This window comes from Nocardia sp., from assembly GCF_025465275.1.
Taxonomy (GTDB): Bacteria; Actinomycetota; Actinomycetes; order Mycobacteriales; family Mycobacteriaceae; genus Nocardia.
On the sequence record NZ_JAODNK010000205.1, the window covers coordinates 1 to 20,178 of the forward strand.

Sequence of the window (20,178 nt, forward strand, 5' to 3'; positions counted from 1 at the left end):
CTTCATGCCGCCCGGTCTGCTCGACTCCCAACTCGGCACGCTCGAGGATCCCGCTCCCGGCGAAGACATTATCGCCATCGAAATCGGGCCCCCGCCAAACGAAGTCGCGGCGACCGCCCTGGCAGCCATCACGGCGCATGACGGGTGAGGGGTTGACACGCTGATGCCGACGAGGTGACCGACGCAGTAGGTCACTGTCCACTCTCCACCACGCGAGTTCCGCGCCACGACCGGGGCTCAGACCTCGTCGGCGGCGAGCATGGCGAGGAGGGGCGCCATGCCGGAGTTGCGGACCGACCTCACCACCGGAGCGAGAGCCGCGCATATCTCCTCGACGCCCTCCTCGCCCAGCAGCGACACGCCTCCGGACCAGGACAGCTCTTCGGTTTGTTGCTCGACCTGGGCGCGCAGTCGGAGGCCTGTGCCGGTGAGGGTGCCCGCGCCTTAGCTAGGCTAAGCGCCGCTGAAACGCGCTGCAGGGCGATCCCGGAGAGGCCGCCTGCAAAATCGCCCTGCACCCATTTGGTGTCGTATCCCGTCGCCTCGACTCCGGCACGTGCCGCCACCCCGGCGGTCACGCTGGAGACTCAGCGTGACGGCCGACGAGTGGCAGACCCTGACGCGGCTCGGCTGTGCCGCCGTCATCGGCCGCATATAGCGATGTTGCTAGACGGTGGTGACAACCTCTTCGTAAGTCAGGCGCGGGGAGCGGGGAAACCAGGCGTCCGCACCGGGTATACCGATATTTACTACCACCAGGGCAGTGTGGGTGCCGTCCGGGAAGAAGTCCTTGTCCATGCCGACGGCGTCGAAGCCGTTCATCGGGCCCGCGGCGAGGCCCGCCGCGCGGATGCCCAGGATGAAGTAGCCGACTTGGATCAGGGCGTTGAAGCGTGCGGACTCCGTGCGGTAGTCCGGATCGGCGAAGTAATCCTTCGCGTCGGGAGCATGGGGGAAGACCGTCGGTAGGGTCTCGTGGAAGTTCAAGTCAGCGGCCAAGATCGCCGCTAGCGGCGCCGTGGCGGTCTTCAGTTTGTTGCCGTCGATCATGTGGGTCACCAGCCGTGCCCGTGCTTGTCGGCTGCGAACCAGAACCATCCGCAGCGGCTGCTGATTCATTGAGGTTGGGCCATACTTGACAAGCTCGTAAATGTTGCGAATCTGCTCGTCGGTGACCGGCGAGTCGGTAAACGTATTCGCGGTGCGCGCCTCCTTGAACAGCAGGTCTTGGGCTTCGACAGCAAGCGTGAGCTGGGTTTCTGGTTGCGCAGTGGTCACGGGGTCTCCTTGAAAGCTGTTGGGGGGCAGTGGAATCGGTCAGTCGTGGGTCACTCGGCGGGACTGTGTCAGCAGCTGCCCGCCCAAGCGGACGAGCACGTCGTGGACGACGCAGCTGGGCGCGATCTCCGGCTTGCTGTTCGGCCGGATCTTGACGACAAGGCAGTAGGCCGTGGACACGATGGTCCCGTCGTCCTGCGGCTGCAGGTTGATCATGTTGAACCAGTGCCTGCGTTGGATCGGATCGGCCTCGAAACGCTTGTGGAACTCGACGAGATCGAAGATGATGCCCGCTCTGGTTCGTGCCGGCGGCCTACCCGGCGTGTGCTCGAATTCTGCCGTCTCAGTGAAGGTTTTGGCATATCCGTGGATGTCGCGGTTGTCCAGCCGCTGCATCTGCTCGGCGTAGAACTGCTGGACGTCGGCGTACAACTCGGTGCGGCTGGTGACGACGGTCATTGTGACTCCTGTGGTACGGCGGGGCGTGGCTGCATGTCACGTTCTCCGATGTCGCTCTAGGTTGGCTCGAGCCACGCGGCGGTTGACCGGATCTATAGGACGCGCGACGACTCTGGAGCTCGAAAAGCCCCGCGAGCAAGGAAAATCCGATGGAGGAGTCATGGCGGAAAGTCAGCGAGTAGCACTGGTCACCGGAGCGACCAGTGGTATGGGCCTGGAGATCACCAAACACCTTGCAGCCCAGGGAATTGCGGTCTTCATTTGCGCCCGCGACCAGCAGAAATTGACCGATACGGTGAAGGGCCTGCAGGACGACGGCCACGAGGTGGACGGCACCGTCTGCGACGTCGGTGAAGCCGCGCAAGTTCGGGAGTACGTCGATGCGGGCGTGCGGCGGTACGGCCCGATCGACATCTTGGTCAACAATGCGGGCCGCAGCGGCGGCGGCGTCACCGCGCAGGTGACCGACGAACTGTGGTTCGACGTGATCAATACCAACCTCAACAGCGTCTTCCTGATGACCAAGGCTGTACTGAACGCGGGCGGCATGCTCGAGCGGGGCAGCGGCCGGATCGTGAACATTGCGTCCACCGGCGGCAAGCAGGGTGTCGTGCACGGTGCGCCGTACTCGGCGTCCAAACACGGCGTGGTCGGCTTCACCAAGGCGCTCGGACTGGAACTGGCCAAGTCCGGAATTACGGTGAATGCGGTGTGCCCAGGCTTCGTGGAAACCCCAATGGCCGAACGGGTTAGGGAGGTGTACTCCGGCCTGTGGGGTGTAGACACCGACGAGGTACACGCCCGGGTGAGCGCTCGGGTACCGATCGGGCGCTACGTGCAGCCGTTCGAAGTGGCGGCAATGGTCGACTACCTGATCGGCCCCGGAGCGGGTGCCGTCACCGCACAGGCAATGAATGTCTGTGGCGGACTGGGTAATTACTGAGGGTGGAGGGTCGTAGCAATGACCGAAGTATACGAAAACGCGACGGACGTGCCCCGAAGCGGCGGACCTGGACATGACGACTACCTCCGGATTCTGGAAGCCATCCAGACGGGTGCATTGCAACTGCTCGCGGGTTTCCAACAGCAGCCGGCTGCGCTGCGTTTCCATGTGGGGGACGTGACAATAGAAGCGGAATGGCAGGTGGGGGCCGCGCCGATGCTTGCCGCGGCGCCGCCGCCGGTGGCTGAACCTGTTGCTACCCGCGAGAACACGGATCTCGGCGCGGTTGTCCGCGCGCCCAGCGTCGGCGTGTTCTACCGTCGCCCGGAGCCGGGCACGGAACCCTTCGTCGAAGTGGGTGACCGCGTCAACACAGGACAGCAGATCGCCATTGTGGAGGCAACGAAGCTGATGATCCCGGTGCACGCCCAGGCAAGTGGCATGATCACCGCGATCCTCAAGGAAGACAACGAGCCGGTCCAATTCGATGAACCCCTGTTCTCGTATTCTCCCGAATGACAGGTGAATTCATGCAAGCGGACGAGAGCGGCGCCAGGTCAGCACCCGGCGTTGCCTTCGTCCGCCGACCCGTGCGGCGCCGATCAGAGTGAGGACGTCGCCGGCCAGCGAGATCTGGCGTACCTGTTCGGTATTCGCCCATGCAGGGTTGGAGCAGACGGTGATCGCATGCACCACCTCAGCGCCGCGGCGGCGCCAGGTTCCCGCGTAGCCCATGAAAGGCGGTGGTTCCGTGGCAGAGTCGGTGCGCATCATGCTCACCGACATATATCCGTGCGCACCGTAGATCAGCAGGCCGCGCGGTGAAACACCAAGCGGCCCTTTGCTGGTCGCTTCGTGTTCGTCGATGTCGTAGTAGGACATCAGCTCCCATGTTCCGACGAGATCGCTCGCGTTCATGGATCCCACGATGGCGGCTGCCGCTCTAATCACGCTGTAGCCGAACCGCGGGCGAACCGATGACTGATCCGCACCAGCCGCCAGATGACTTCGAGCTCGTCGAGATCCCGTGGCCCGTAGACCATCACCACCGACGCCGGCAGGAACTGCTGGCGTGCCATCGGGTGCGGCTCTGCCCAGCCCCGCGCGATCGACTCTGTCACAGCATCCTTCGGCAGACACATGTGCAGGCTGCCGTCGCCGCGCCCGTGCAGGTGCGCGAATTCGGTGCCGACCAGAAATGCGTCACCAGGCCCCTTGGCCATCGTCGGCCGTAGATGTAGCGCCCGGGTATCGGGCAGCGAAACGCCACTGCGGCCGAGCAGCACCCCGTTCAGCGTCATCATCCGCGACCACAGAGTCTCCTGCAGGTCGGGCGACGCCAGCTGACTGAGCTGCTGATGCGGATTGCGCGTGCGGGTGTGCGGACGTTCGCCGGGGCGGTCCGGCAGGTCGACTTGCCCGTCCACAGTTGTCGTTGTCATGACTGTGCTCCCTTCAGTTTTCGCGTGCGTTGTCCGCGCACGCCCCTGGAACCACAGTACTTTCTAAAGTATAGTGGTTACCAAGAGGAAAGTGACCACCCGGGAGATTCTGTGACTGCCACTGTCGATCCATGTCCGATTACGCCGGTGATCGACCTTGTCTTCGGTCGCTGGTCCACCCAGGTGCTCTGGGTCCTGATCCACGACGGCCGTCTCCGCTTCACTGAACTCCAGCAGCGTATTCCGGGCCTCACTCCGAAGGTCCTCACTCAGCGTCTACGCCAACTTGAACGCGACGGCCTGGTGACACGGACGTACCACGCCGAGGTCCCGCCCCGAGTGGAATACGAGGCCACCCAGACCGCCAAGACCCTGACCCCGGTCTTCACCAGCATCGTGGACTGGTCTGGCGAGCATTTCAGCGAGGTGCTCGCGGCCCGGGAGTCCTACGACACCTCGCACCGAGCCTGAACAACGGCCCGCGCTAGTACAGATTCGCCTGACGCACCGGGGCGAGGTCCAAGAGATATCCGGCTAATTCGCGTGGCATCGTGATCATGCAGTCGTGGCCGGTGGGCAGTAGGTGTACGCGTCCAGCCGGCAAATCGGCGGGCGGGAGCGTGCGTGGCATCGCGGCACGCATGGCCTTGAAGTCCTCGCCGCCCTCAGCGCAGTGCACATGGGTCACCGGAATAGCCGCCAGCGCTTCGGGATTCGTCAGCTTCATCGGCTGCTGAAATGTCTTCAGCGACTGGGCGGTCTGCATCGAGGCCAGCCAGCCGAGATCGGGTTCCTCAGTGACGCCGTACAACCCGCCGTCGCCCATGGGTTCGGTCTGCGGTGGTACGCGCCAGCCGTCACCGTGCGCGACCGCCGCAGCGGCGAAGGCGTCCACCATGCCGGGCATGATGTCAGCGACCGCCTCGCCGTCCTGGGGTACGAACGTATCGATGTAGACGAGTTCGGCGACGCGATCCGGAACGGCGTCGGCAACCGCGGTGATGACAATGCCCGCGTAGCTGTGGCCGACCATGATCACCTCGGTCAAGTCCTTGAAGGTGATCATGCCGACCAGGTCTTCGACGTGAGTGTCCAGGCCGACATCGGGGGTAAGCAGGTCTGCGCGGTCGCCGAGACCGACCAGCGACGGGGCAAGGACACGGTGCCCCGCATCCTCCAGTACCGAGGCGGTTCGCTGCCAAGCCCAGCCACCGTGGAACGCGCCATGGACGAGCAGATATGTCGACACGATCAGTTCTCCCTGAATCTCGTTAGGGCAGTGACGGTCCCGGGTACGGCTGCCGCCGGCGGCACGTGTTCGGGCCGGATACCGAGGCCGATCACCCGGGCGATCAGCCGCGACAGGCGGGGGAAGCGGCGCAGCAATCGGACGAGGAGCGGCCTGTCGGTGCCCGGCCGCCCGACAGTCGGGTAGAGATCCGACAGCAACCGCAGTTGCGCAAATTGCACGACACGCATGGCGAATTCGCGTCTGCGCTGGACGGCGCGCAGCTGTGGGACGGTAGGTGTCGCATCCGCGGTGAGGATCGGCGCGAGCAGGCGGGCAGCCGCGATCGCATCCTGCACAGCAAGATTGATACCGACTCCACCGGCGGGAGACATTGCATGGGCCGCGTCGCCGATTGCCAACAAGCCGGGCCGATACCAGCGCCGCAGCCGATCCACCCGCACATCAAGCGGTTTCACGTCACCCCACTCGCGGATCTCCGCCTCGAGGTGCGGCGCGAGGCTCGGATAGATCGCGGCGAGTCCGGCGCGGAACTCGGCGAGCCCCGCGTCCTTGATCGCCGTGAACCCGCCTTTGGGGATCATGTACGCGACCTGGAGGTAGTCGCCGCGGTCGAGGCAGACGATGAAGAAGCCATTGCCGCTTCGCACGGCGGGCAGGCGTTCGCCGTCAGGCTTGCCGATCCGGAACCACAGCACATCCATCGGCGCCGCGCTCGCCGCAACCTCCAGTATGCCGTCGGCGCGCACGATCGAATTGCGCCCATCGGCGGCGATCACGATCCTGCACCGGACCTCGACCGGTCCGTCCGGAGTGCGCACTCGCGCCCCGATCACCGCATCGTCGTCATGGATAAGCTCGGTCACCTCGGCCTGCTGCACCAGCCGGAACCCTGGATACCGTCGGCCCACCTCGGCGAGGAAGTTCAGCACGTCCCACTGCGGCATGAATGCCACGAAGGGGAAACGTCCTGGGAGCTGGCGAAAGTCGGCGAAGATCACCGGCCCGGTCACGGTGGCCATAGGCAGCTGCGACAGTTCGACGTGCGGCAGTTCGAGGAATTCCGTGGCGAGCCCGAGTTCGTCCATCGCCCGCAGTGTGGAGGGATGCACGGTGTCGCCGCGGAAGTCTCGCAGGAAATCCGGATGCTTTTCCAGTACCAGCACGTCAACGCCCGACCTGGCCAGCAGCAGACCCGCCATCAGGCCGGAGGGTCCACCACCGACCACGCACACGTCGGCCGATTCGGTTGTCACGCCAGGCATGTCGGCACCTGTCCGTCGTTATAGACGATCATCTCGTCGAAGATCGACAGCACATCCAGTGGCTCGCCCGGCGGACCTCCCGCCCAGTCGGCGTTGGCGCGGTGCAGATTTCCGACAAGACGTTCCTGGTCGACCAACTCCGCGAACTCGCCCGGATCAGTCTGCAGCGCGATGGTGAGCGGGGTGAGGCCGAGTGCCCGACCTTCCGCCGCCACATGCTGCACCCACCGTAGATACCGCAGTGTCTGGTCGAAAATCTCCGGCCCGGTCGCTGGACCATGCCCGGACACCACCGTTTCCGCGCCGAGTGCCGCCAGCCGCTGCACCGCGGTGATCGAGCCGCTGACCGACCCCATCAGGCAGAACGGCGCCGCACCCGACATCACCAGATCCCCGGCGAACAGCACCTTCTCGCCAGGGAGCCATGCCACCACATCGTTGGTGGTGTGCGCGACGCCTCCCAAATGGATGAGCTCGACGCGACGCTCGCCGATATGCAGGGTCAGCTTGTCGCTGAAGGTGATGCTGGGCAAGGTGACCCGGACGTCACCCCACTCCACCTGCGGCCAAAGTTTCGTTAGCGCGAGACCGGTTTCGATCATCTCGGGCCGAATCCGATCGTGCCCGATGACGATCGCGGTGGGACCGAAGTGATGATTGCCGAAGTTGTGGTCGCCGTGGTGATGGGTGTTGACGATCGTTCTAGCGGGGCCGATATCGAGTCCATCGACGAACTCGACCAGGCCGCGAGTGCGCCCCTCGGTCGCCAGGGTATCGATCACGACCGCACCGTCCGGGCCCGCCAGCACACCCGCATTGCTGACACACCAGCCGCCTCGGCTGTGCGTGTATGCATAGACCCGGTCGGCGATTTCGCGAACGACCGATGCTCCGGCGAGTTCGGGTAGTTCAGTCGCGGTCATGCCGGTGACTTCCTCGTCTGGAAATACCGCACTGCACAGAGCAGCGTATTACGGCTGTTCGTCGACAGTGCCTCGGTGAGGTATTCGCGAGCATCGGCGAGATCGGTTTCGGCACCGAGGATCTCGCGGGCGACGGCAGGATTGATCGCGACGGTGTGCCGTGCCGTAACTACCGCGCCGTCGGGTGCATCCGCGAATTCCCATGCACCGCTGTGCCCGAACAGCATGGCGGGTGGCAGCAGCTGCTTGTAGTCGATCCGCTCCCGGTGAGAACAAATACGCACCGACTTCGTGGTGTGCGGAATACCGCCGGCGGTCACCGTATCCATCTCCATCAGCTGAACGGCGTCATCGTCCTCAGTGAGCTCGATGCGGCTGACGTGCGGGACATGCTCTGGCCAGCGTTCGCTGTGGTACACGAAGTCGTACAGCTCAGCCGCCGAAATATCCAGCCTGACAGAGTCTTCGAAGGTATGGATCACGTCGTCGATCCGATGCCCCAGCTCCGCGATGCGTGCCAGCGCGGCCAGCTCGGTCTCGCTGTTGCGGTCCACCGCATCTGCCACGAGATCCGAGTCGGTGCCGTCCACCACGGTGAAGTGGTGGTCCAGCCTGACCTTCGTTGTGCCGGGCACGATTTCGTGGAACGACCAACTGCCCCCCATTGACGCGATCGGTGCCTGATTGCGCTCCTGCTCGAATGTGATGCGACGTTGCGCCGCATCGAGCACCCGCCGTGAAGTCCAGTTATTGACCTCGCCATTGACGGTCGCCCACAACCGGAATCGCTCCTCGTTCGGCCCTCGGTGCAGATGGCGTACCAGCACGCTCGGCTCGAAGATCACCGGCCACTTGGTAACATCGGCCACCAGCGCATAGACCGCTTCCGGTGCCGCCTGCACCACCTTGGAGTGGCTCATTACCTGGATGTTCATACCGCACGCTGCAGTTCACTATTGACGATATCGATCAGCTCCTGCGGCGTCTTGACGTCGATGAGCTGTTCCTCCGGAATGGTCACGCCGAAATCGCGCTGAATCTGCGAGGCCGTCTCGATGAGCGCTAGCGAGTCGTAGCCGAGCTGCTCGAAGTCGAGGGCCGCGATGTCGCCGTTGAGTTCGGGGATGTCCTCGCCGCCTGCGGACTCCACGAGAATCCGGCGTAGCTCGGTGATGGTCATGATCATGATCAGGCTCCCTGAGTAGACGTTCGGGTCAGTCGGATACTGCGCGCACGACGACAGCCGAGTTGAAACCCCAACGGCCGCGGGCGAGCACTAGGGCACAGCCGACGGTGGCGGGCCGTGGAGTACCGAGGACCAGATCAATCCGGCAGTCCTCGGCAAGAGTGGTGGTGCAGGCGGTCGGTGGGATCACCGAGTCGCGAATAGCCAACAGTGCGGTCACGATGTCGAGGGGACCTGCGCCCGAAAACAACCGTCCGGTCAGCGGTTTCGATGCGGTGACCGGAACACCGCCGGCACCGAAGATGGCCTCAATGGTCGCGGCCTCGTCCCGATCACGGTCAGGAATACCGGTCGCGTCGGCGAAGACGACATCGACATCGCCTGGTGCGATCCCCGCATCAGCGAGTGCGAGTTCGGCCGCCCGGCGCAAGCCCGACGGCTTTCCGGAGTCCGGCGGCGGGTCGAATGTCGAGGCGTAACCGGCGATTTCACCGTGCACCCTCGGTACTCCGCGAGATCTTGCAGCCGCGGCATCCTCGACCACCAACATCGCGCCGCCCTCGCCAGGCACATAGCCGGCGGCGTCGGCATCGAACGGCAGATAGGCGCGGGCCGGTTCGGTTGCGATGCTCACTCCGCCGCTGGCCAGATGCGAGGCCCAACCCCATGGATCCAGCGCCGAATCCACGCCACCGGTGACCACCAGCGGGGTGCCGCGGCGCACTGTGCGCCGCGCGTGCCCGACCGCATCCAGCCCGCCCGCCTGCTCCGCGACGAGCGCGCTGCTCGGTCCGCGCATGCCGTGCCGGATCGAGATCTGCCCGGTGTTCACCGCGTAGAACCACGCGAACGACTCGTACACGCTCACATGCCCGGAACCGCGCGACCACAGCTTGTTGAACTCTCGATGCGTGAATTCGAAACCACCGGAAGCATTTCCGGTGACCACACCCATGTCGTAGTCGGTCAGCTCCGACGTGTTGACCTTCGCGTCGTCCAGCGCCCACTGCGCGGCCACCAGTGCCATCCGCGTAGACACATCGGTCTGCGGCAGCAGTCGACTCGGCAGATGCTCGGCCGCGTCGAAATCGGCGATCTGTCCGGCCAATCGCGCGGCGGACCGGCTCGCTTCGAACCGCGTGAGCGGCGCGATGCCGCTCCGGCCCGCCAGTACAGATTCCCAGAAGCATTCGACACCAAGGCCATTCGGTGCGAGCACCCCCATTCCGGTCACCAGGATCATGCCGCCATCTCCTTCTGCTTGCGAAGCACCATTGCGCTCTGGAAGCCGCCGAACCCGCTGCCCACGGTGAGTACCGTGTCCATCCGGTGGTTGCGCGCAACCAGCGGCACGTAGTCGAGATCGCATTCCGGATCGGGCTCGTGCAGGTTCGCCGTCGGCGGCACCACCTGGTATTTGAGAGCCAATAGTGAGGCCGCGATCTCGACCGAGCCGATCGCGCCGAGCGAGTGGCCGACCATGGATTTGATCGAGCTCATCGGGGTCGCATATGCGTGCTCACCGAGGCTGCGCTTCACTGCCGCAGTTTCGTGCCGATCGTTCTGCCTGGTGCCCGAGCCGTGGGCGTTGATGTAACCCACTCTGGTCGGGTCGATCCGTGACTCGTCCAGCGCGACCCGAATCGCCTCGGCCATCTCCCGGCCATCGGCCTTGAGGCCGGTCATGTGGTATGCGTTGCATCGCGTGGCGTAGCCGGTGATCTCCGCGTAGATGTACGCGCCACGCATACGCGCGCTCTCGTACTCCTCCAGCACGAACATCGCGGCACCCTCGGCGAGCACGAAGCCGTTGCGCGAGTTATCGAATGGGCGGGAGGCATGCTCGGCGTCGTCATTGTATGACGTGGTCGCCTTGATCGCGTCGAAGCAGGCCACCACGATCGGTGTGATCGGGGTGTCCGCAGCACCGGCCACCATGACATCAGCCGAGCCCTCCCGGATCAGCTGCACCGCATGGCCGACCGAGTCCAGCCCCGAAGTGCAGCCGTTGGAGACCATGGCGACCGGCCCCTCGGCTCCCACGCTCCAAGCCACCTCGGCCGGCATCACACTGGGCACCATGTAGTCGAACATGTGTGGCGACAGGTACGCCTCGTCTACCAACCAGTTCTTCCCGGAGTCGGACAGCACCAGATATTCCTGCTCCAGGCTGGTGGCCGCGGCGACCGCGCTGCCCAGGCTCACCCCGAGCCGGTGCGGATCGACGGACTCGATGTCGATGCCACTGTCGGACACCGCCTCTCGTGCGCACACCACGGCGAACTGCACCGCTCGGTCCATGCGTCGAATTTCCCTGGGTGACAAGCCTTCTCGGACGGGGTCGAAATCTGCTTCGCCCGCGACCTGTGACCGGTACGGTGTGGGGTCGAAGAACGAAATCCGACGCGTGGCCGTGCGACCCTCGGACAGCAGCTTCCAGAACTCGTCCTGGCCGGATCCGCCGGGCGCACGGACTCCGAGGCCGGTGACGACAACGCGGCGACTCATCGCGCACCACCGGATGTGTTGGTGTTCATGGCGTTATCTCCCTTCGATGGTGCGATCAAGCATCGAAGGTGTTCCTCGAACCTCGCTCTAGTGTGCGAGTGGAGTTGTTCTCTAGCGGGAGCGCGCAGGCTCTCGAAGAGATCATCTGGACGGCACCGTCTGGACTATCACTTGTTCGCCAAGCCTTGTTCCCCGAGCACAGGAGAAACGCGTGACGAAGTCAGCACACAGCCTGGACAGTGCCGCGGACTGGGTGCTCTGCCCGGCATGTCTGATTCCGCTGTACGGCAAGCGGTTTGCGCGAGACCTCGATGTCTGTGGTGAATGCGGCAGGCACGCTCCGGTGACCGCCGAGCAACGCCTCACTCAACTCGCCGACGAAGGCCATTTCGAACCGCTCGCGATCATCCCGACCGACGACGACCCGCTGATCTTCGCCGACACCAAGCCCTACCGGGACCGGCTCGCTGTCGCCCGGGCGCGCACCGGAATGCATGATGCCGCACTGTGTGCGCTCGCCAAGATCGACGACAACCCGGTGATAATCGCGGCTATGGACTTTCGCTTCCTCGGCGGCAGCCTCGGCACCGCAGTCGGCGAGATGATCACCTCGGCGGCGGAAACCGCGCTCGCCGAACGGATCCCACTGCTCATTGTCACCGCCTCCGGCGGCGCGCGAATGCAGGAGGGCCCGCTGTCGCTGATGCAGATGGCGAAAACCACTGCGGCGCTGGAGCAGTTGGACCGCGCCGGGATCCTCACCATCACGCTGATCACCGACCCCACCTACGGCGGTGTGGCGGCCTCCTTCGCAACGCTCTCGGATGTCCTGATCGCCGAGCCGGGCGCACGGCTCGGCTTCGCGGGCCGACGGGTGATCGAGCAGACGATCCGGCAGGAGCTCCCCCCGAGATTCCAGACCGCCGAATTCTTGCTGGAGTGCGGGTTAATCGACATGATCGTGCCTCGTGCGGGTCTACGGCAGGCGTTGAGCTCGCTGCTGCGAGTGGCCCGGACGGTCGACCCGAACGGCGATGCGATGGACACCGAGCTCGACCCGGGCACCATCACCGACCCAGGCCAGGTCGCGGACAGCGATCCCTGGATACAGGTTCGGCGCGCCCGCTCCCTGAGCAGGCCGACCGCCCTCGACTACTTCGCCCTTGCGTTCGACGGCTTCCAGGAGCTTCGCGGGGATCGGATCTCGGGCGACTGCGCTGCCATTGTCGGTGGCACTGCGTGGCTCGGTGCCCAGCCGGTCGTGGTGATCGGGCACCAGAAGGGTCATGAACCGAAGGAGTTGATGGCGCGCAACTTCGGCATGCCGACACCGGCCGGCTACCGGAAGTCGGCGCGGCTCATGCGTTTTGCCGAAAAGCTCGGGTTACCTGTGATCACTCTGATCGACACCCCGGGCGCCTACCCCGGCGCTAGCGCTGAAGAACAAGGCCAGGCGGTGGTCATCGCCGAGAACATCCGGCTGATGTCCGCGCTACGGGTGCCGGTGATCAGCGTCGTAATCGGCGAGGGCGGCAGCGGCGGCGCGCTCGCGCTCGGCGTTGCGAACCGGGTACTGATGTTCGCGAACGGGACGTACTCGGTGATCAGCCCGGAAGGGTGCGCGGCCATCGTGTGGAACGATCCCGCGGCCGCACCGAAAGCCGCTGCCGCACTGTCGCTCACCGCGCGGGATCTGCTCCGGCTCGGTGTCGTCGACGCGGTGTTGCCCGAACCCGGCGACGATGTCGGCAGTGCGCCGCTGGCGGCCGCGAACCAGCTGCACCGAGCCCTGGCGGCAAGTGTGGGCGAGCTGTCCGGGCTCAGCGGTGCGGACCTCGCGCGCGAGCGCCGTGCCCGCTTCCGCGCATTCGGTGCGCGGCCGCAGGTGCCCGTCCGGTCGGTGGCGTAAGGGAGTGCGGAACATCATGTTCGAGAAGATTCTGATCGCCAATCGTGGCGAGATCGCGCTCCGAGTCGCGCGCACCTGCCGGGAACTCGGCGTGCGCACAGTCGCGGTGCACTCGGTTGCCGACGCGGATTCGGCCGTGGTGCAACTCGCCGACGAGGCAGTGCAGATCGGCCCCGCAGCTGCCAAACGCAGCTATCTGAACGCCGCGGCAGTACTTGCGGCCGCCGAGCTGACCAGCGCCGACGCGATCCATCCGGGATACGGATTTCTCTCGGAGTCACCGGATTTCGCGGACGCCTGCTGCGCGGCGGGCGTCACGTTGATCGGACCACCTGCCGATGTGATGGCCCAACTCGGCGACAAGCAGTCGGCGCGCATGCTGATGGCCAAGGCGGGTCTGCCGCTGCTACCCGGAAGTCTCGATCCGCTCGAGCCCGACGAGGCCCAAGCACTGGCCGATTCGATCGGGTATCCGGTGATCATTAAGGCTGCCGCGGGCGGTGGCGGCCGTGGCATGCAGGTGGTACGCGACAGCGCAGCATTCCCGCGCGCCTTCCGAGAGACTCGCGCGACAGCACGAATGTTGTTCCGCGACAGTCGGGTCTATCTGGAGAAGTATCTGGAGGGCGCCAGGCACGTCGAGATCCAGGTGCTGTGCGATGGCTTCGGCAGCGGCGTACACCTGGGCGAGCGAGACTGCTCGGTGCAGCGCAGACATCAGAAACTCATCGAAGAATCCCCGGCACCGCGCCTGCCGGACGGGCTGGCCGACCGGATGAGCAAATCTGCGGTGGCCGGGGTGTTGGGGGCAGGCTATGTCGGCGCGGGCACCGTAGAATTTCTGGTCGATCGGGACTGGAATTACTACTTCATGGAGGTGAACTGCCGGATTCAGGTAGAACATCCGGTAACCGAGATGGTGACTGGCATCGATCTGATCGCCGAACAGATCCGGATCGCGGCCGGGCAGCCTCTCGGCTTCACCCAGGATCGTATTGCCTTGCGCGGCGTGGCGATTGAATGCCGGATAAATGCCGAGGATCCGGCGGCGGAATTCGCACCTGCTCCAGGAATTGTGGCCGAATTCATACCGCCGGGCGGCCCTTTCGTCCGCGTCGACACCCACCTGCACGCCGGGTATTCTATACCGCCACAATACGATTCGCTCTTGGCGAAGCTGATCGTGTGGGCGCCGGACCGGGACCAGGCACTCGCCCGCATGCAGCGAGCCCTCGCGGAATTCCGGATATCTGGTGCCCGCGTGCAAACTACGCGGGACTTCCTGTCCGAGGTACTCGATCATCCCGCCATGCGCTCCGCCACGCATTCGACCGCGCTGGTGGACGAATTGCTGAACGGGCGTTAGCGGATATTAGGCGGGTTCGGCCGAGGCCGTGCGGAATTCGAGGGAGTTCCAACCGATCAGGTAGCTGGCGTGGCGGCTGTTGAGCATGGCGCTGACCGATACTTCCGAGGCGGCGAGGATGTCCTGATGCAGCCTCTTCAGCTTCTGACACGGATCGAGGCCGAGGTCGTGCTGCATGGATCTGCCGAACTGCTGGAAGGACTCCAAGGCGAGGGCGCGCTGGCCCGAAAGGCACAGGGCGTACATATAATACGCCTGCAAGCGCTCGTTCAGCGGATGCTGTAGGGCGAGCCGTGCCAGGTCGGGACTGGCCTCGCGGTGCCTGCCGAGCCGCAGCTGGGCCTCGACCCGCAGCTCGATGTTGGCGAGCCGCAGATGATCCAGGTGCGAGATCTCCGCAGCGAGCGGGCCGCCGCCCTCCACGTCGACCAGCGCGGGGCCGCTCCACAGCGCTTCCGCGGCGGTGAAGAGATCGACAGCGCGCTGGTCGTCGCCGGTTCTGGCGGCGCATCGAGCGGCTTCGGACATCGTTTGATAGTCGCGCATATCGAAGCCGCAGTTTTTCACATCGAAAGAATATCCTTTGCTGCGGGTGAGAAGAAACCGATCGGCCACTTCAGCCTGCCGGAGGTTGAGCTGTTCCGCCATCTTCTTTCGAATGCCGAGCACGTACGTTTGCACGACGGTAACAGCGCTTCGCGGCGGATCGTCGTTCCATAGTTCTTGGATCAGAGCGGACACAGGGACGACAGTATTGTGCCTGACCAGGAGTAATGCCAGGAGTTGGCGTTGCTTTTGAGCAGTTGGAGTGGCGTTGTGATTGTTTAGCGCAAGTGTCAGCGGACCTAGCACGCGAGCGCACACCGGATACGTCATTCGAAGCTCTCCTAGCGTAAATCCCTTACCAACGTTACATTCTCTAATCCCACCACGCCGTAGGTGGATTATATAATATCTAAAATAATGTATCCACGCGATGAAACCTGAGTAAGATCAGAGTTAACTACCTCCGAACATCAGCGAGGGTTAGGTGCAGCAAGCATCACCCATACCGGGTTCAGCACGATGCGGGAGGCGGCAATGGGAAGTTCAGCTTGGGCATTACGGATCCGTACGGCTGAAGCAGCGTGAAGGCCCGCCATTTTCGCAAGACGAGCCTCTATACCTTAACGACGCCCGGTCCTGCCGAGAAGACGATCGATGACCACCGTAGTCGGAATCCGACAGCCGTCCTGAACGTGGTGCCGTGCACTCGTTCGGCTTCGCTCATGACACCGAGGTTTGGCCACGACGCCGGTCGACCGTCAAACAGGCAGTTACTGTGCCGTGATCCAACACGTCTGGCCGGCTGCCGAAAGCCTGCTCAGTGGCTTGTAGGCTCCGCCGTATGACGAGCATCTCCGATCCCCAGATCACGGAGTTTTTGTCGCAGGGCACGCGGACCGCGAAGGTCGCGTTCACGGCGAGCGATGGGCGGCCCATGGTGACACCGGTTTGGTTTGTCGTCGAGGGCAATGAACTCGTGTTCAATACCGACGCGACCAGCGGCAAGGCGAAAGCGTTCGCGCGGGACCCACGCGTGATGGTCAGCGTTGACCTGGAGGCGCAGCCGTATGCGTTCGTAGAGGTGCAGGGCGTGGTAACGGTGTCGGAGGATCAGGACGAGCTGCTCCGCACGGCGACGGAGCTCGGTGCCCGGTACATGGGCGTCGAGCGCGCCGCGGAGTTCGGCAAGCGCAACGGGGTACCGGGCATGCTCGTGGTACGTGTGCGACCGACGAAGGTAGCCGCGATGTTCAACGCGACCGCACCAGACTGATCGGCAGCCATACATTTCATCGGCGCCGGTCCTCGGACGGGGCGGCACCACCCCGACCCGATGTAGTTCTTCCGGATGCACCGCCCTGATCTAATCGATCCCGATCCCGCCTCACGAGTTTCCGATCCGGTGGATCTGATCGATGTTCGAGACGACCGGCTGGCAGTGCCGCGAATACGAAACCACGGCACACCAGGCAACCAATCCTGTTTGCCCCCACACGTGACGCCGTAGATCATTGCCCCGGCCGCGTACCCTTAGTTGCCTCTATCTGCTCTTGTGCGAGCAGGAGTGTGTGTTGGGGGAATAGAGGCGTGCTCGATGAGCATCGAGCACGTTGAAGACGTAGCGAAGAAGACCAGCAGGACGGCCCGAAAACACGCTGAGGCGTTCGCATTCGCCCGCAGAACCATCCTCACTGTCAGTCCGGCAGGGGCGGCACCTTGTCGAAGTCCGGCGGCCGGTTGTAGGCGTCGATGCTGGGCTTGGCCGTACTGAGTGCCTTCCAGATCCCACCACGTCGACGGGTTTCGCGACTGATCGGTAACCGACGCCTCGGGGCGTCGGTTACGTCCCTGGCCGATGCGACGTTTCTTGCGCACCCGCACCGGTCTTTCCAATCCCTCCTCCCACCAGAGTTGTTGCGTCCGTTTATGGTTGGCCACAAACCCTCACCGCGACATAACGTACACACCTTGCGCCAACCTCACCGCGGATGGCGCCGCGAGATCACGCGCAGCCGCTGTCGCAGCGCCCGCTCAATGCCGGCGATCACCGGCTACCGGCGTTGCACCGAGCGGGACTGCCCGCGACCGCGCACGCACGGTGTTGCGACACCCGTGTCCTGTGTCAGCGAATCGTCCCTAATGTGGGCGCCTTGACCTGCGGTAAGGAAACTCGAGTGGCGAACCGGCGGCTGTCGAAGCTGCTGCTAGACCGCAAATTTGATAGATTCCGCCATCAGATGTTGCTTGATTTCGCGTGAGTAGCTATCGACACCAGCCGCATCGACGAAGCCCCGGCTCACACCAACGTCGTGGTGTTGACGATTCCTGTCAGCCGGGTCCGGGGCCGAAGTCACCTTGACGCCAAATCACATCCAGCAGGACTTGCCGGAACCGCCACCCGTCGGGTGTACGCGTGACCGCGCCGGTGAGTAGGCCGCCGGCCACGAAAAAGTCGTGGGCGTCACCGCTCTTGGGGGAGGACGGCGGGACATGGTGAGTGACAAGGGTCTTGGCGCGGAAGTCGGCCCGATTGTCGGCGAGGTCGATGAGGTAGTTCGTAAAGATGTGCTGGGTAGCTCCGAAAGGCGACATGACATCTGCATGGAACGCGTCCATACCCTCGATGCCATGGTGATCACCCGGCGGAAGTTCGACGTTGGCGTCCTCGGTGAACAACGTCGGCAGCGTAGCGGTGAAGGTCCTGTCGTCGAAAAGTTCAGCATACCGATCGAGCAGCTCGCTGATAGCGATCCGATCGGCCAACCGCTGTATCTCGGCGAACAATTGCGCGCCCTGCTCTACGGGCATTGCCATCGACCCTCCTAGCGATAGTTTGAACACCAGGCCGAAAGGGATCCTCGCACAGTTATCACACCAAACAACACAGCCAGTACTGAATCGCCCCGGGTTCGATGCACACCGAGTTATCTGTCTCCAGCCGGTTGCTCGGCGTGGAGTGAATAATAGTCGGCTTCATACTCGACCGGTGGTTTGCGGCCGAGCCGGTGCATAAGACGAGAGCCGTTGAACCAGCTCACCCGGTCCGCCGTGACGAGCTCGACGTCGGCCAACCGGTGCAGCGGACCGCGCCGGAACGGCGAATCGTCACGAATCGCTTCGGTCTTGTAGAGCCCAATTGTGGTCTCGGCCAACGCATTATCGTATGCGTCGCCCACCGATCCGATCGACGGAACCATGCCCGAGAGCAGCAGGGTTTCCCCGAGCCGCACCGACGTGTATTGCGACCCGGCGTCCGAATGATGAATCGTATTGCCTGCCAACGGATATCCCTCACGAGCACGAACCGTCGCTGCCTGGCGGATCGCGGAGTTCACGAACGCGGTCGCTTTGCTGGTCGAGCATTCCCAGCCCAAAATCCGTCCGGCATAGGCGTCGATCACGAACGCCGTGTACACGAACGCGCCGGTCACCAATCTGACGTAAGTGAAATCCGCGACGAGCAGGACGTTCGGTGCCGGCACCCGGAACTGCCGATCCACCAGGTCCGGTGCCCGCGAGGCGGCCGGGTCCGGTTCGGTGGTGCGAATCTTCTTGCGTCGCATCACACCTTTCCAATCGTTGGCCCGCATGAGCCGCTCGACGGTGCATCTGGCGACCGGGATGCGCTGGCGTTGCAGGTGCGCCCACATCTTCTCGGCCCCGTACAACGATTCCGGTGCCCGACGACCGCGTTCGTCGGCCTCAAAGACCCCGGCCAGGATCTCGGTGACCGCGGTGTCCCACAGCGACCTCTTCGACGGCGCTCGTTTCGCCCAGGCGTGGAAGGTTCTCGGGGCGATCTTGCATCCGTGCGCGGTCAGCGCACGGCAAATCGGAGCGACCCCGAACCGAGCTCGATGCTCGGCGATGAACGCGCAGATTATCGGTGTCGCGGGTCGCTCTCCCGCGCGAAGAAACTTGTTGCCGCCTTGAGGATTTCGATGGTCTGTTCCAATTCGGCGATCTTGCGGTTCTGCTCCCGGATCACCTTCGCTGCGTCGGTCGAGACACCGCCGGTTTCACCGGTGTCGACCGCGGCTTGGCGGATCCATTTGCGCAGGGTCTCAGCGGTCATTCCCAGCCGGGCCGAGACCGCGGTGATCGCGGCCCACTCGATGTCGTACTGGTCACGGTGATCTGCGACCAGCCGGACAGCCTTGGCCTTGGTCGCTTCGTCGTACTTCGCAGGCATGATCTGCCCATCCTTCCCAAGAAAGAAGGTGAGCACCAAACCCGGGGTGATTCAGTACTGACCCGTGTCCGCGCGACGAGACCATCCCGTATCAGTTCGGGTGAGATTGTGTCCGGTCGGTGAAACACGACGGCCCTCATCAGATATGTCGAGTCAGTTGCCACATACACCGAGCCGGTCGTCAAGACTTCATCAGCTTCGTGGAGCCAGGACAAACCGAGCAAGCCTCTTGGCCATCGGCCAGGTCAACCCCTGTGCAGGCCAGCCGCTAGGCCGCGAGCAAACCATAGTGGCAGAACGAACAGCTTGAGGACGATCAATTGGCAAGTAGGACGATTGACTGGCACCGGACAACCCGGAACCGTTGCTGCAGAAGCACTACTGCCCTACGGCGATCAGTTGAGTACGCGTCGCAGGAGGGCTTCGGAGGCCGACATGTAGCGATTGACGTAGGCCCTATCGAGGCCGGGAGTCGGCAGGATCGGTTGGGCTTTGTGACCGAACATCAGCTCGGTCCTCCCTTCGAGTTCCGGGCAGAATAGGAGTGGCACCATTCGCTTCGCGTAGGACTCAGGAGATTGCATGAAGATGCCGGCGGCCGTCTCGACGAGTCTGTGTGTGATGCTGCCGTCACCCAAGTAGTTGCTGCGGATGTCGGTTTTGATGAGGAAAGGTGCCAAGCCGAAGAATGCCGGACCGGGGAACCGGTCCTTCGCGCCGAGTATGAGAACCTCGTTCCCTGCGATGGTGTTGGCGTGTGCAACCATAGGTTTGTAGTTCTTCTCAGTGCCTGTGAACAAACTGCTCACTTCCGTGGCTGGGTGCGGGCGAGGCGTCGGGACATGAGCATGATCATCGACCAGGTCACCCAGGCTTCGTGATGGTCAGGCAGGCGTTCGTAGTCGCGAATGC

Annotated in this window: 21 protein-coding genes and 1 pseudogene; 6 read left to right on the forward strand and 16 right to left on the reverse strand. The window is 63.9% G+C overall.

Features of this window, described 5'->3' with window-relative positions:
• Positions 1 to 237: 237 nt before the first annotated feature.
• From JWN03_RS45905 to JWN03_RS41660, 3 genes and pseudogenes are all read right to left on the reverse strand, one after another.
• Positions 238 to 429: pseudogene (locus JWN03_RS45905) on the reverse strand (hypothetical protein); the annotation flags it as partial.
• A 237-nt stretch (positions 430 to 666) separates the two neighbouring features.
• The gene (locus JWN03_RS41655) at positions 667 to 1,278 is read right to left on the reverse strand and encodes a malonic semialdehyde reductase (protein ID WP_297627750.1); all 612 of its coding nucleotides are present in this window, start codon (positions 1,276 to 1,278) and stop codon (positions 667 to 669) included.
• A 39-nt stretch (positions 1,279 to 1,317) separates the two neighbouring features.
• A complete protein-coding gene (locus JWN03_RS41660; protein WP_297627752.1) occupies positions 1,318 to 1,737 on the reverse strand; it encodes a nuclear transport factor 2 family protein in 420 nt (139 codons plus the stop codon).
• 160 nt (positions 1,738 to 1,897) lie between these two features.
• Between JWN03_RS41660 and JWN03_RS41665 the strand changes: the two genes are divergently transcribed.
• Positions 1,898 to 2,680 (forward strand): SDR family NAD(P)-dependent oxidoreductase, encoded by a 783-nt coding sequence (locus JWN03_RS41665; RefSeq protein WP_297627754.1) that lies wholly within the window; start codon positions 1,898 to 1,900, stop codon positions 2,678 to 2,680.
• Between the two features lie 18 nt (positions 2,681 to 2,698).
• Positions 2,699 to 3,199: an acetyl-CoA carboxylase biotin carboxyl carrier protein gene (locus JWN03_RS41670; RefSeq protein WP_297627783.1), complete on the forward strand. Its 501-nt coding sequence runs from the start codon at positions 2,699 to 2,701 to the stop codon at positions 3,197 to 3,199.
• 9 nt (positions 3,200 to 3,208) lie between these two features.
• Here the strand turns inward: JWN03_RS41670 and JWN03_RS41675 are convergent, their stop codons facing one another.
• Both JWN03_RS41675 and JWN03_RS41680 read right to left on the reverse strand, forming a co-directional pair.
• Positions 3,209 to 3,598 carry a lipocalin-like domain-containing protein gene (locus JWN03_RS41675; RefSeq protein ID WP_297627786.1) on the reverse strand — a complete coding sequence of 130 codons (390 nt, stop codon included), beginning with the start codon at positions 3,596 to 3,598 and terminating at the stop codon, positions 3,209 to 3,211.
• Between the two features lie 29 nt (positions 3,599 to 3,627).
• A complete protein-coding gene (locus JWN03_RS41680; RefSeq protein ID WP_297627788.1) occupies positions 3,628 to 4,122 on the reverse strand; it encodes a luciferase domain-containing protein in 495 nt (164 codons plus the stop codon).
• Between the two features lie 147 nt (positions 4,123 to 4,269).
• On the opposite strand from JWN03_RS41680, the gene JWN03_RS41685 reads away from it, so the two are divergent.
• Positions 4,270 to 4,593 (forward strand): winged helix-turn-helix transcriptional regulator, encoded by a 324-nt coding sequence (locus tag JWN03_RS41685; RefSeq protein WP_297627789.1) that lies wholly within the window; start codon positions 4,270 to 4,272, stop codon positions 4,591 to 4,593.
• A 13-nt stretch (positions 4,594 to 4,606) separates the two neighbouring features.
• Here the strand turns inward: JWN03_RS41685 and JWN03_RS41690 are convergent, their stop codons facing one another.
• The 7 genes from JWN03_RS41690 to JWN03_RS41720 are packed head-to-tail and all read right to left on the reverse strand — an operon-like array spanning position 4,607 to position 11,253.
• On the reverse strand, positions 4,607 to 5,371 hold the full coding sequence (locus JWN03_RS41690; RefSeq protein ID WP_297627792.1) for an alpha/beta fold hydrolase: 765 nt from the start codon (positions 5,369 to 5,371) through the stop codon (positions 4,607 to 4,609).
• 2 nt (positions 5,372 to 5,373) lie between these two features.
• Complete coding sequence (locus JWN03_RS41695; protein ID WP_297627794.1) at positions 5,374 to 6,636, reverse strand: FAD-dependent oxidoreductase; 1,263 nt, start codon at positions 6,634 to 6,636, stop codon at positions 5,374 to 5,376.
• Entirely contained in the window at positions 6,624 to 7,559 is a 936-nt protein-coding gene (locus JWN03_RS41700; protein ID WP_297627796.1) for an MBL fold metallo-hydrolase, read from the reverse strand. Before JWN03_RS41700 ends, JWN03_RS41695 begins: the two co-directional genes overlap by 13 nt.
• A complete protein-coding gene (locus JWN03_RS41705) occupies positions 7,556 to 8,479 on the reverse strand; it encodes an aromatase/cyclase (RefSeq protein WP_297627798.1) in 924 nt (307 codons plus the stop codon). The genes JWN03_RS41700 and JWN03_RS41705 overlap by 4 nt, the downstream gene beginning before the upstream one ends.
• An 11-nt stretch (positions 8,480 to 8,490) precedes the next feature.
• A complete protein-coding gene (locus tag JWN03_RS41710) occupies positions 8,491 to 8,745 on the reverse strand; it encodes an acyl carrier protein (protein WP_297627800.1) in 255 nt (84 codons plus the stop codon).
• A gap of 28 nt (positions 8,746 to 8,773) precedes the next feature.
• Complete coding sequence (locus JWN03_RS41715; RefSeq protein ID WP_297627802.1) at positions 8,774 to 9,988, reverse strand: ketosynthase chain-length factor; 1,215 nt, start codon at positions 9,986 to 9,988, stop codon at positions 8,774 to 8,776.
• Positions 9,985 to 11,253, reverse strand: a complete 1,269-nt coding sequence (locus JWN03_RS41720; protein ID WP_297627804.1) for a beta-ketoacyl-[acyl-carrier-protein] synthase family protein — start codon at positions 11,251 to 11,253, stop codon at positions 9,985 to 9,987. Before JWN03_RS41720 ends, JWN03_RS41715 begins: the two co-directional genes overlap by 4 nt.
• A 211-nt stretch (positions 11,254 to 11,464) precedes the next feature.
• Here JWN03_RS41720 and accA point away from each other — a divergent pair, with 211 nt between their 5' ends.
• Complete coding sequence (gene accA, locus JWN03_RS41725) at positions 11,465 to 13,162, forward strand: acetyl-CoA carboxylase carboxyl transferase subunit alpha (protein ID WP_297627806.1); 1,698 nt, start codon at positions 11,465 to 11,467, stop codon at positions 13,160 to 13,162.
• A 16-nt stretch (positions 13,163 to 13,178) separates the two neighbouring features.
• Positions 13,179 to 14,528, forward strand: a complete 1,350-nt coding sequence (locus JWN03_RS41730; protein WP_297627809.1) for an acetyl-CoA carboxylase biotin carboxylase subunit — start codon at positions 13,179 to 13,181, stop codon at positions 14,526 to 14,528.
• A 6-nt stretch (positions 14,529 to 14,534) separates the two neighbouring features.
• On the opposite strand, the gene JWN03_RS41735 is transcribed toward JWN03_RS41730, so the two are convergent.
• A complete protein-coding gene (locus tag JWN03_RS41735; RefSeq protein ID WP_297627812.1) occupies positions 14,535 to 15,404 on the reverse strand; it encodes an AfsR/SARP family transcriptional regulator in 870 nt (289 codons plus the stop codon).
• A gap of 511 nt (positions 15,405 to 15,915) precedes the next feature.
• Here JWN03_RS41735 and JWN03_RS41740 point away from each other — a divergent pair.
• On the forward strand, positions 15,916 to 16,347 hold the full coding sequence (locus JWN03_RS41740) for a PPOX class F420-dependent oxidoreductase (protein ID WP_297627815.1): 432 nt from the start codon (positions 15,916 to 15,918) through the stop codon (positions 16,345 to 16,347).
• A gap of 1,055 nt (positions 16,348 to 17,402) precedes the next feature.
• On the opposite strand, the gene JWN03_RS41745 is transcribed toward JWN03_RS41740, so the two are convergent.
• The 3 genes from JWN03_RS41745 to JWN03_RS41755 all read right to left on the reverse strand — a co-directional run bounded on the left by JWN03_RS41745 (position 17,403) and on the right by JWN03_RS41755 (position 20,075).
• The gene (locus JWN03_RS41745; RefSeq protein ID WP_297627818.1) at positions 17,403 to 17,888 is read right to left on the reverse strand and encodes a nuclear transport factor 2 family protein; all 486 of its coding nucleotides are present in this window, start codon (positions 17,886 to 17,888) and stop codon (positions 17,403 to 17,405) included.
• 110 nt (positions 17,889 to 17,998) lie between these two features.
• Positions 17,999 to 19,266 (reverse strand): IS3 family transposase gene (locus JWN03_RS41750; protein WP_297627821.1). Its coding sequence is split into 2 segments (ribosomal slippage): positions 17,999 to 18,993 and positions 18,993 to 19,266, totalling 1,269 coding nucleotides; the frame shifts between segments, so codons are not numbered across the junction.
• Between the two features lie 395 nt (positions 19,267 to 19,661).
• Positions 19,662 to 20,075: a hypothetical protein gene (locus JWN03_RS41755; RefSeq protein ID WP_297627824.1), complete on the reverse strand. Its 414-nt coding sequence runs from the start codon at positions 20,073 to 20,075 to the stop codon at positions 19,662 to 19,664.
• Between the last annotated feature and the right edge of the window lie 103 nt (positions 20,076 to 20,178).

Excerpts from the sequence above, each read along its gene's own strand:
- JWN03_RS41675 (WP_297627786.1), bottom strand. The coding sequence starts at position 3,598 with ATGAACGCGAGCGATCTCGTCGGAACATGGGAGCTGATGTCCTACTAC.
- JWN03_RS41745 (WP_297627818.1), bottom strand. The coding sequence starts at position 17,888 with ATGGCAATGCCCGTAGAGCAGGGCGCGCAATTGTTCGCCGAGATACAG.
- JWN03_RS41660 (WP_297627752.1), bottom strand. The coding sequence starts at position 1,737 with ATGACCGTCGTCACCAGCCGCACCGAGTTGTACGCCGACGTCCAGCAG.
- JWN03_RS41740 (WP_297627815.1), top strand. The coding sequence starts at position 15,916 with ATGACGAGCATCTCCGATCCCCAGATCACGGAGTTTTTGTCGCAGGGC.
- JWN03_RS41665 (WP_297627754.1), top strand. The coding sequence starts at position 1,898 with ATGGCGGAAAGTCAGCGAGTAGCACTGGTCACCGGAGCGACCAGTGGT.
- JWN03_RS41715 (WP_297627802.1), bottom strand. The coding sequence starts at position 9,988 with ATGATCCTGGTGACCGGAATGGGGGTGCTCGCACCGAATGGCCTTGGT.
- JWN03_RS41710 (WP_297627800.1), bottom strand. The coding sequence starts at position 8,745 with ATGATCATGACCATCACCGAGCTACGCCGGATTCTCGTGGAGTCCGCA.
- JWN03_RS41720 (WP_297627804.1), bottom strand. The coding sequence starts at position 11,253 with ATGAGTCGCCGCGTTGTCGTCACCGGCCTCGGAGTCCGTGCGCCCGGC.
- JWN03_RS41680 (WP_297627788.1), bottom strand. The coding sequence starts at position 4,122 with ATGACAACGACAACTGTGGACGGGCAAGTCGACCTGCCGGACCGCCCC.
- JWN03_RS41695 (WP_297627794.1), bottom strand. The coding sequence starts at position 6,636 with ATGCCTGGCGTGACAACCGAATCGGCCGACGTGTGCGTGGTCGGTGGT.
- JWN03_RS41700 (WP_297627796.1), bottom strand. The coding sequence starts at position 7,559 with ATGACCGCGACTGAACTACCCGAACTCGCCGGAGCATCGGTCGTTCGC.
- JWN03_RS41730 (WP_297627809.1), top strand. The coding sequence starts at position 13,179 with ATGTTCGAGAAGATTCTGATCGCCAATCGTGGCGAGATCGCGCTCCGA.
- JWN03_RS41705 (WP_297627798.1), bottom strand. The coding sequence starts at position 8,479 with ATGAGCCACTCCAAGGTGGTGCAGGCGGCACCGGAAGCGGTCTATGCG.
- JWN03_RS41670 (WP_297627783.1), top strand. The coding sequence starts at position 2,699 with ATGACCGAAGTATACGAAAACGCGACGGACGTGCCCCGAAGCGGCGGA.
- JWN03_RS41735 (WP_297627812.1), bottom strand. The coding sequence starts at position 15,404 with ATGACGTATCCGGTGTGCGCTCGCGTGCTAGGTCCGCTGACACTTGCG.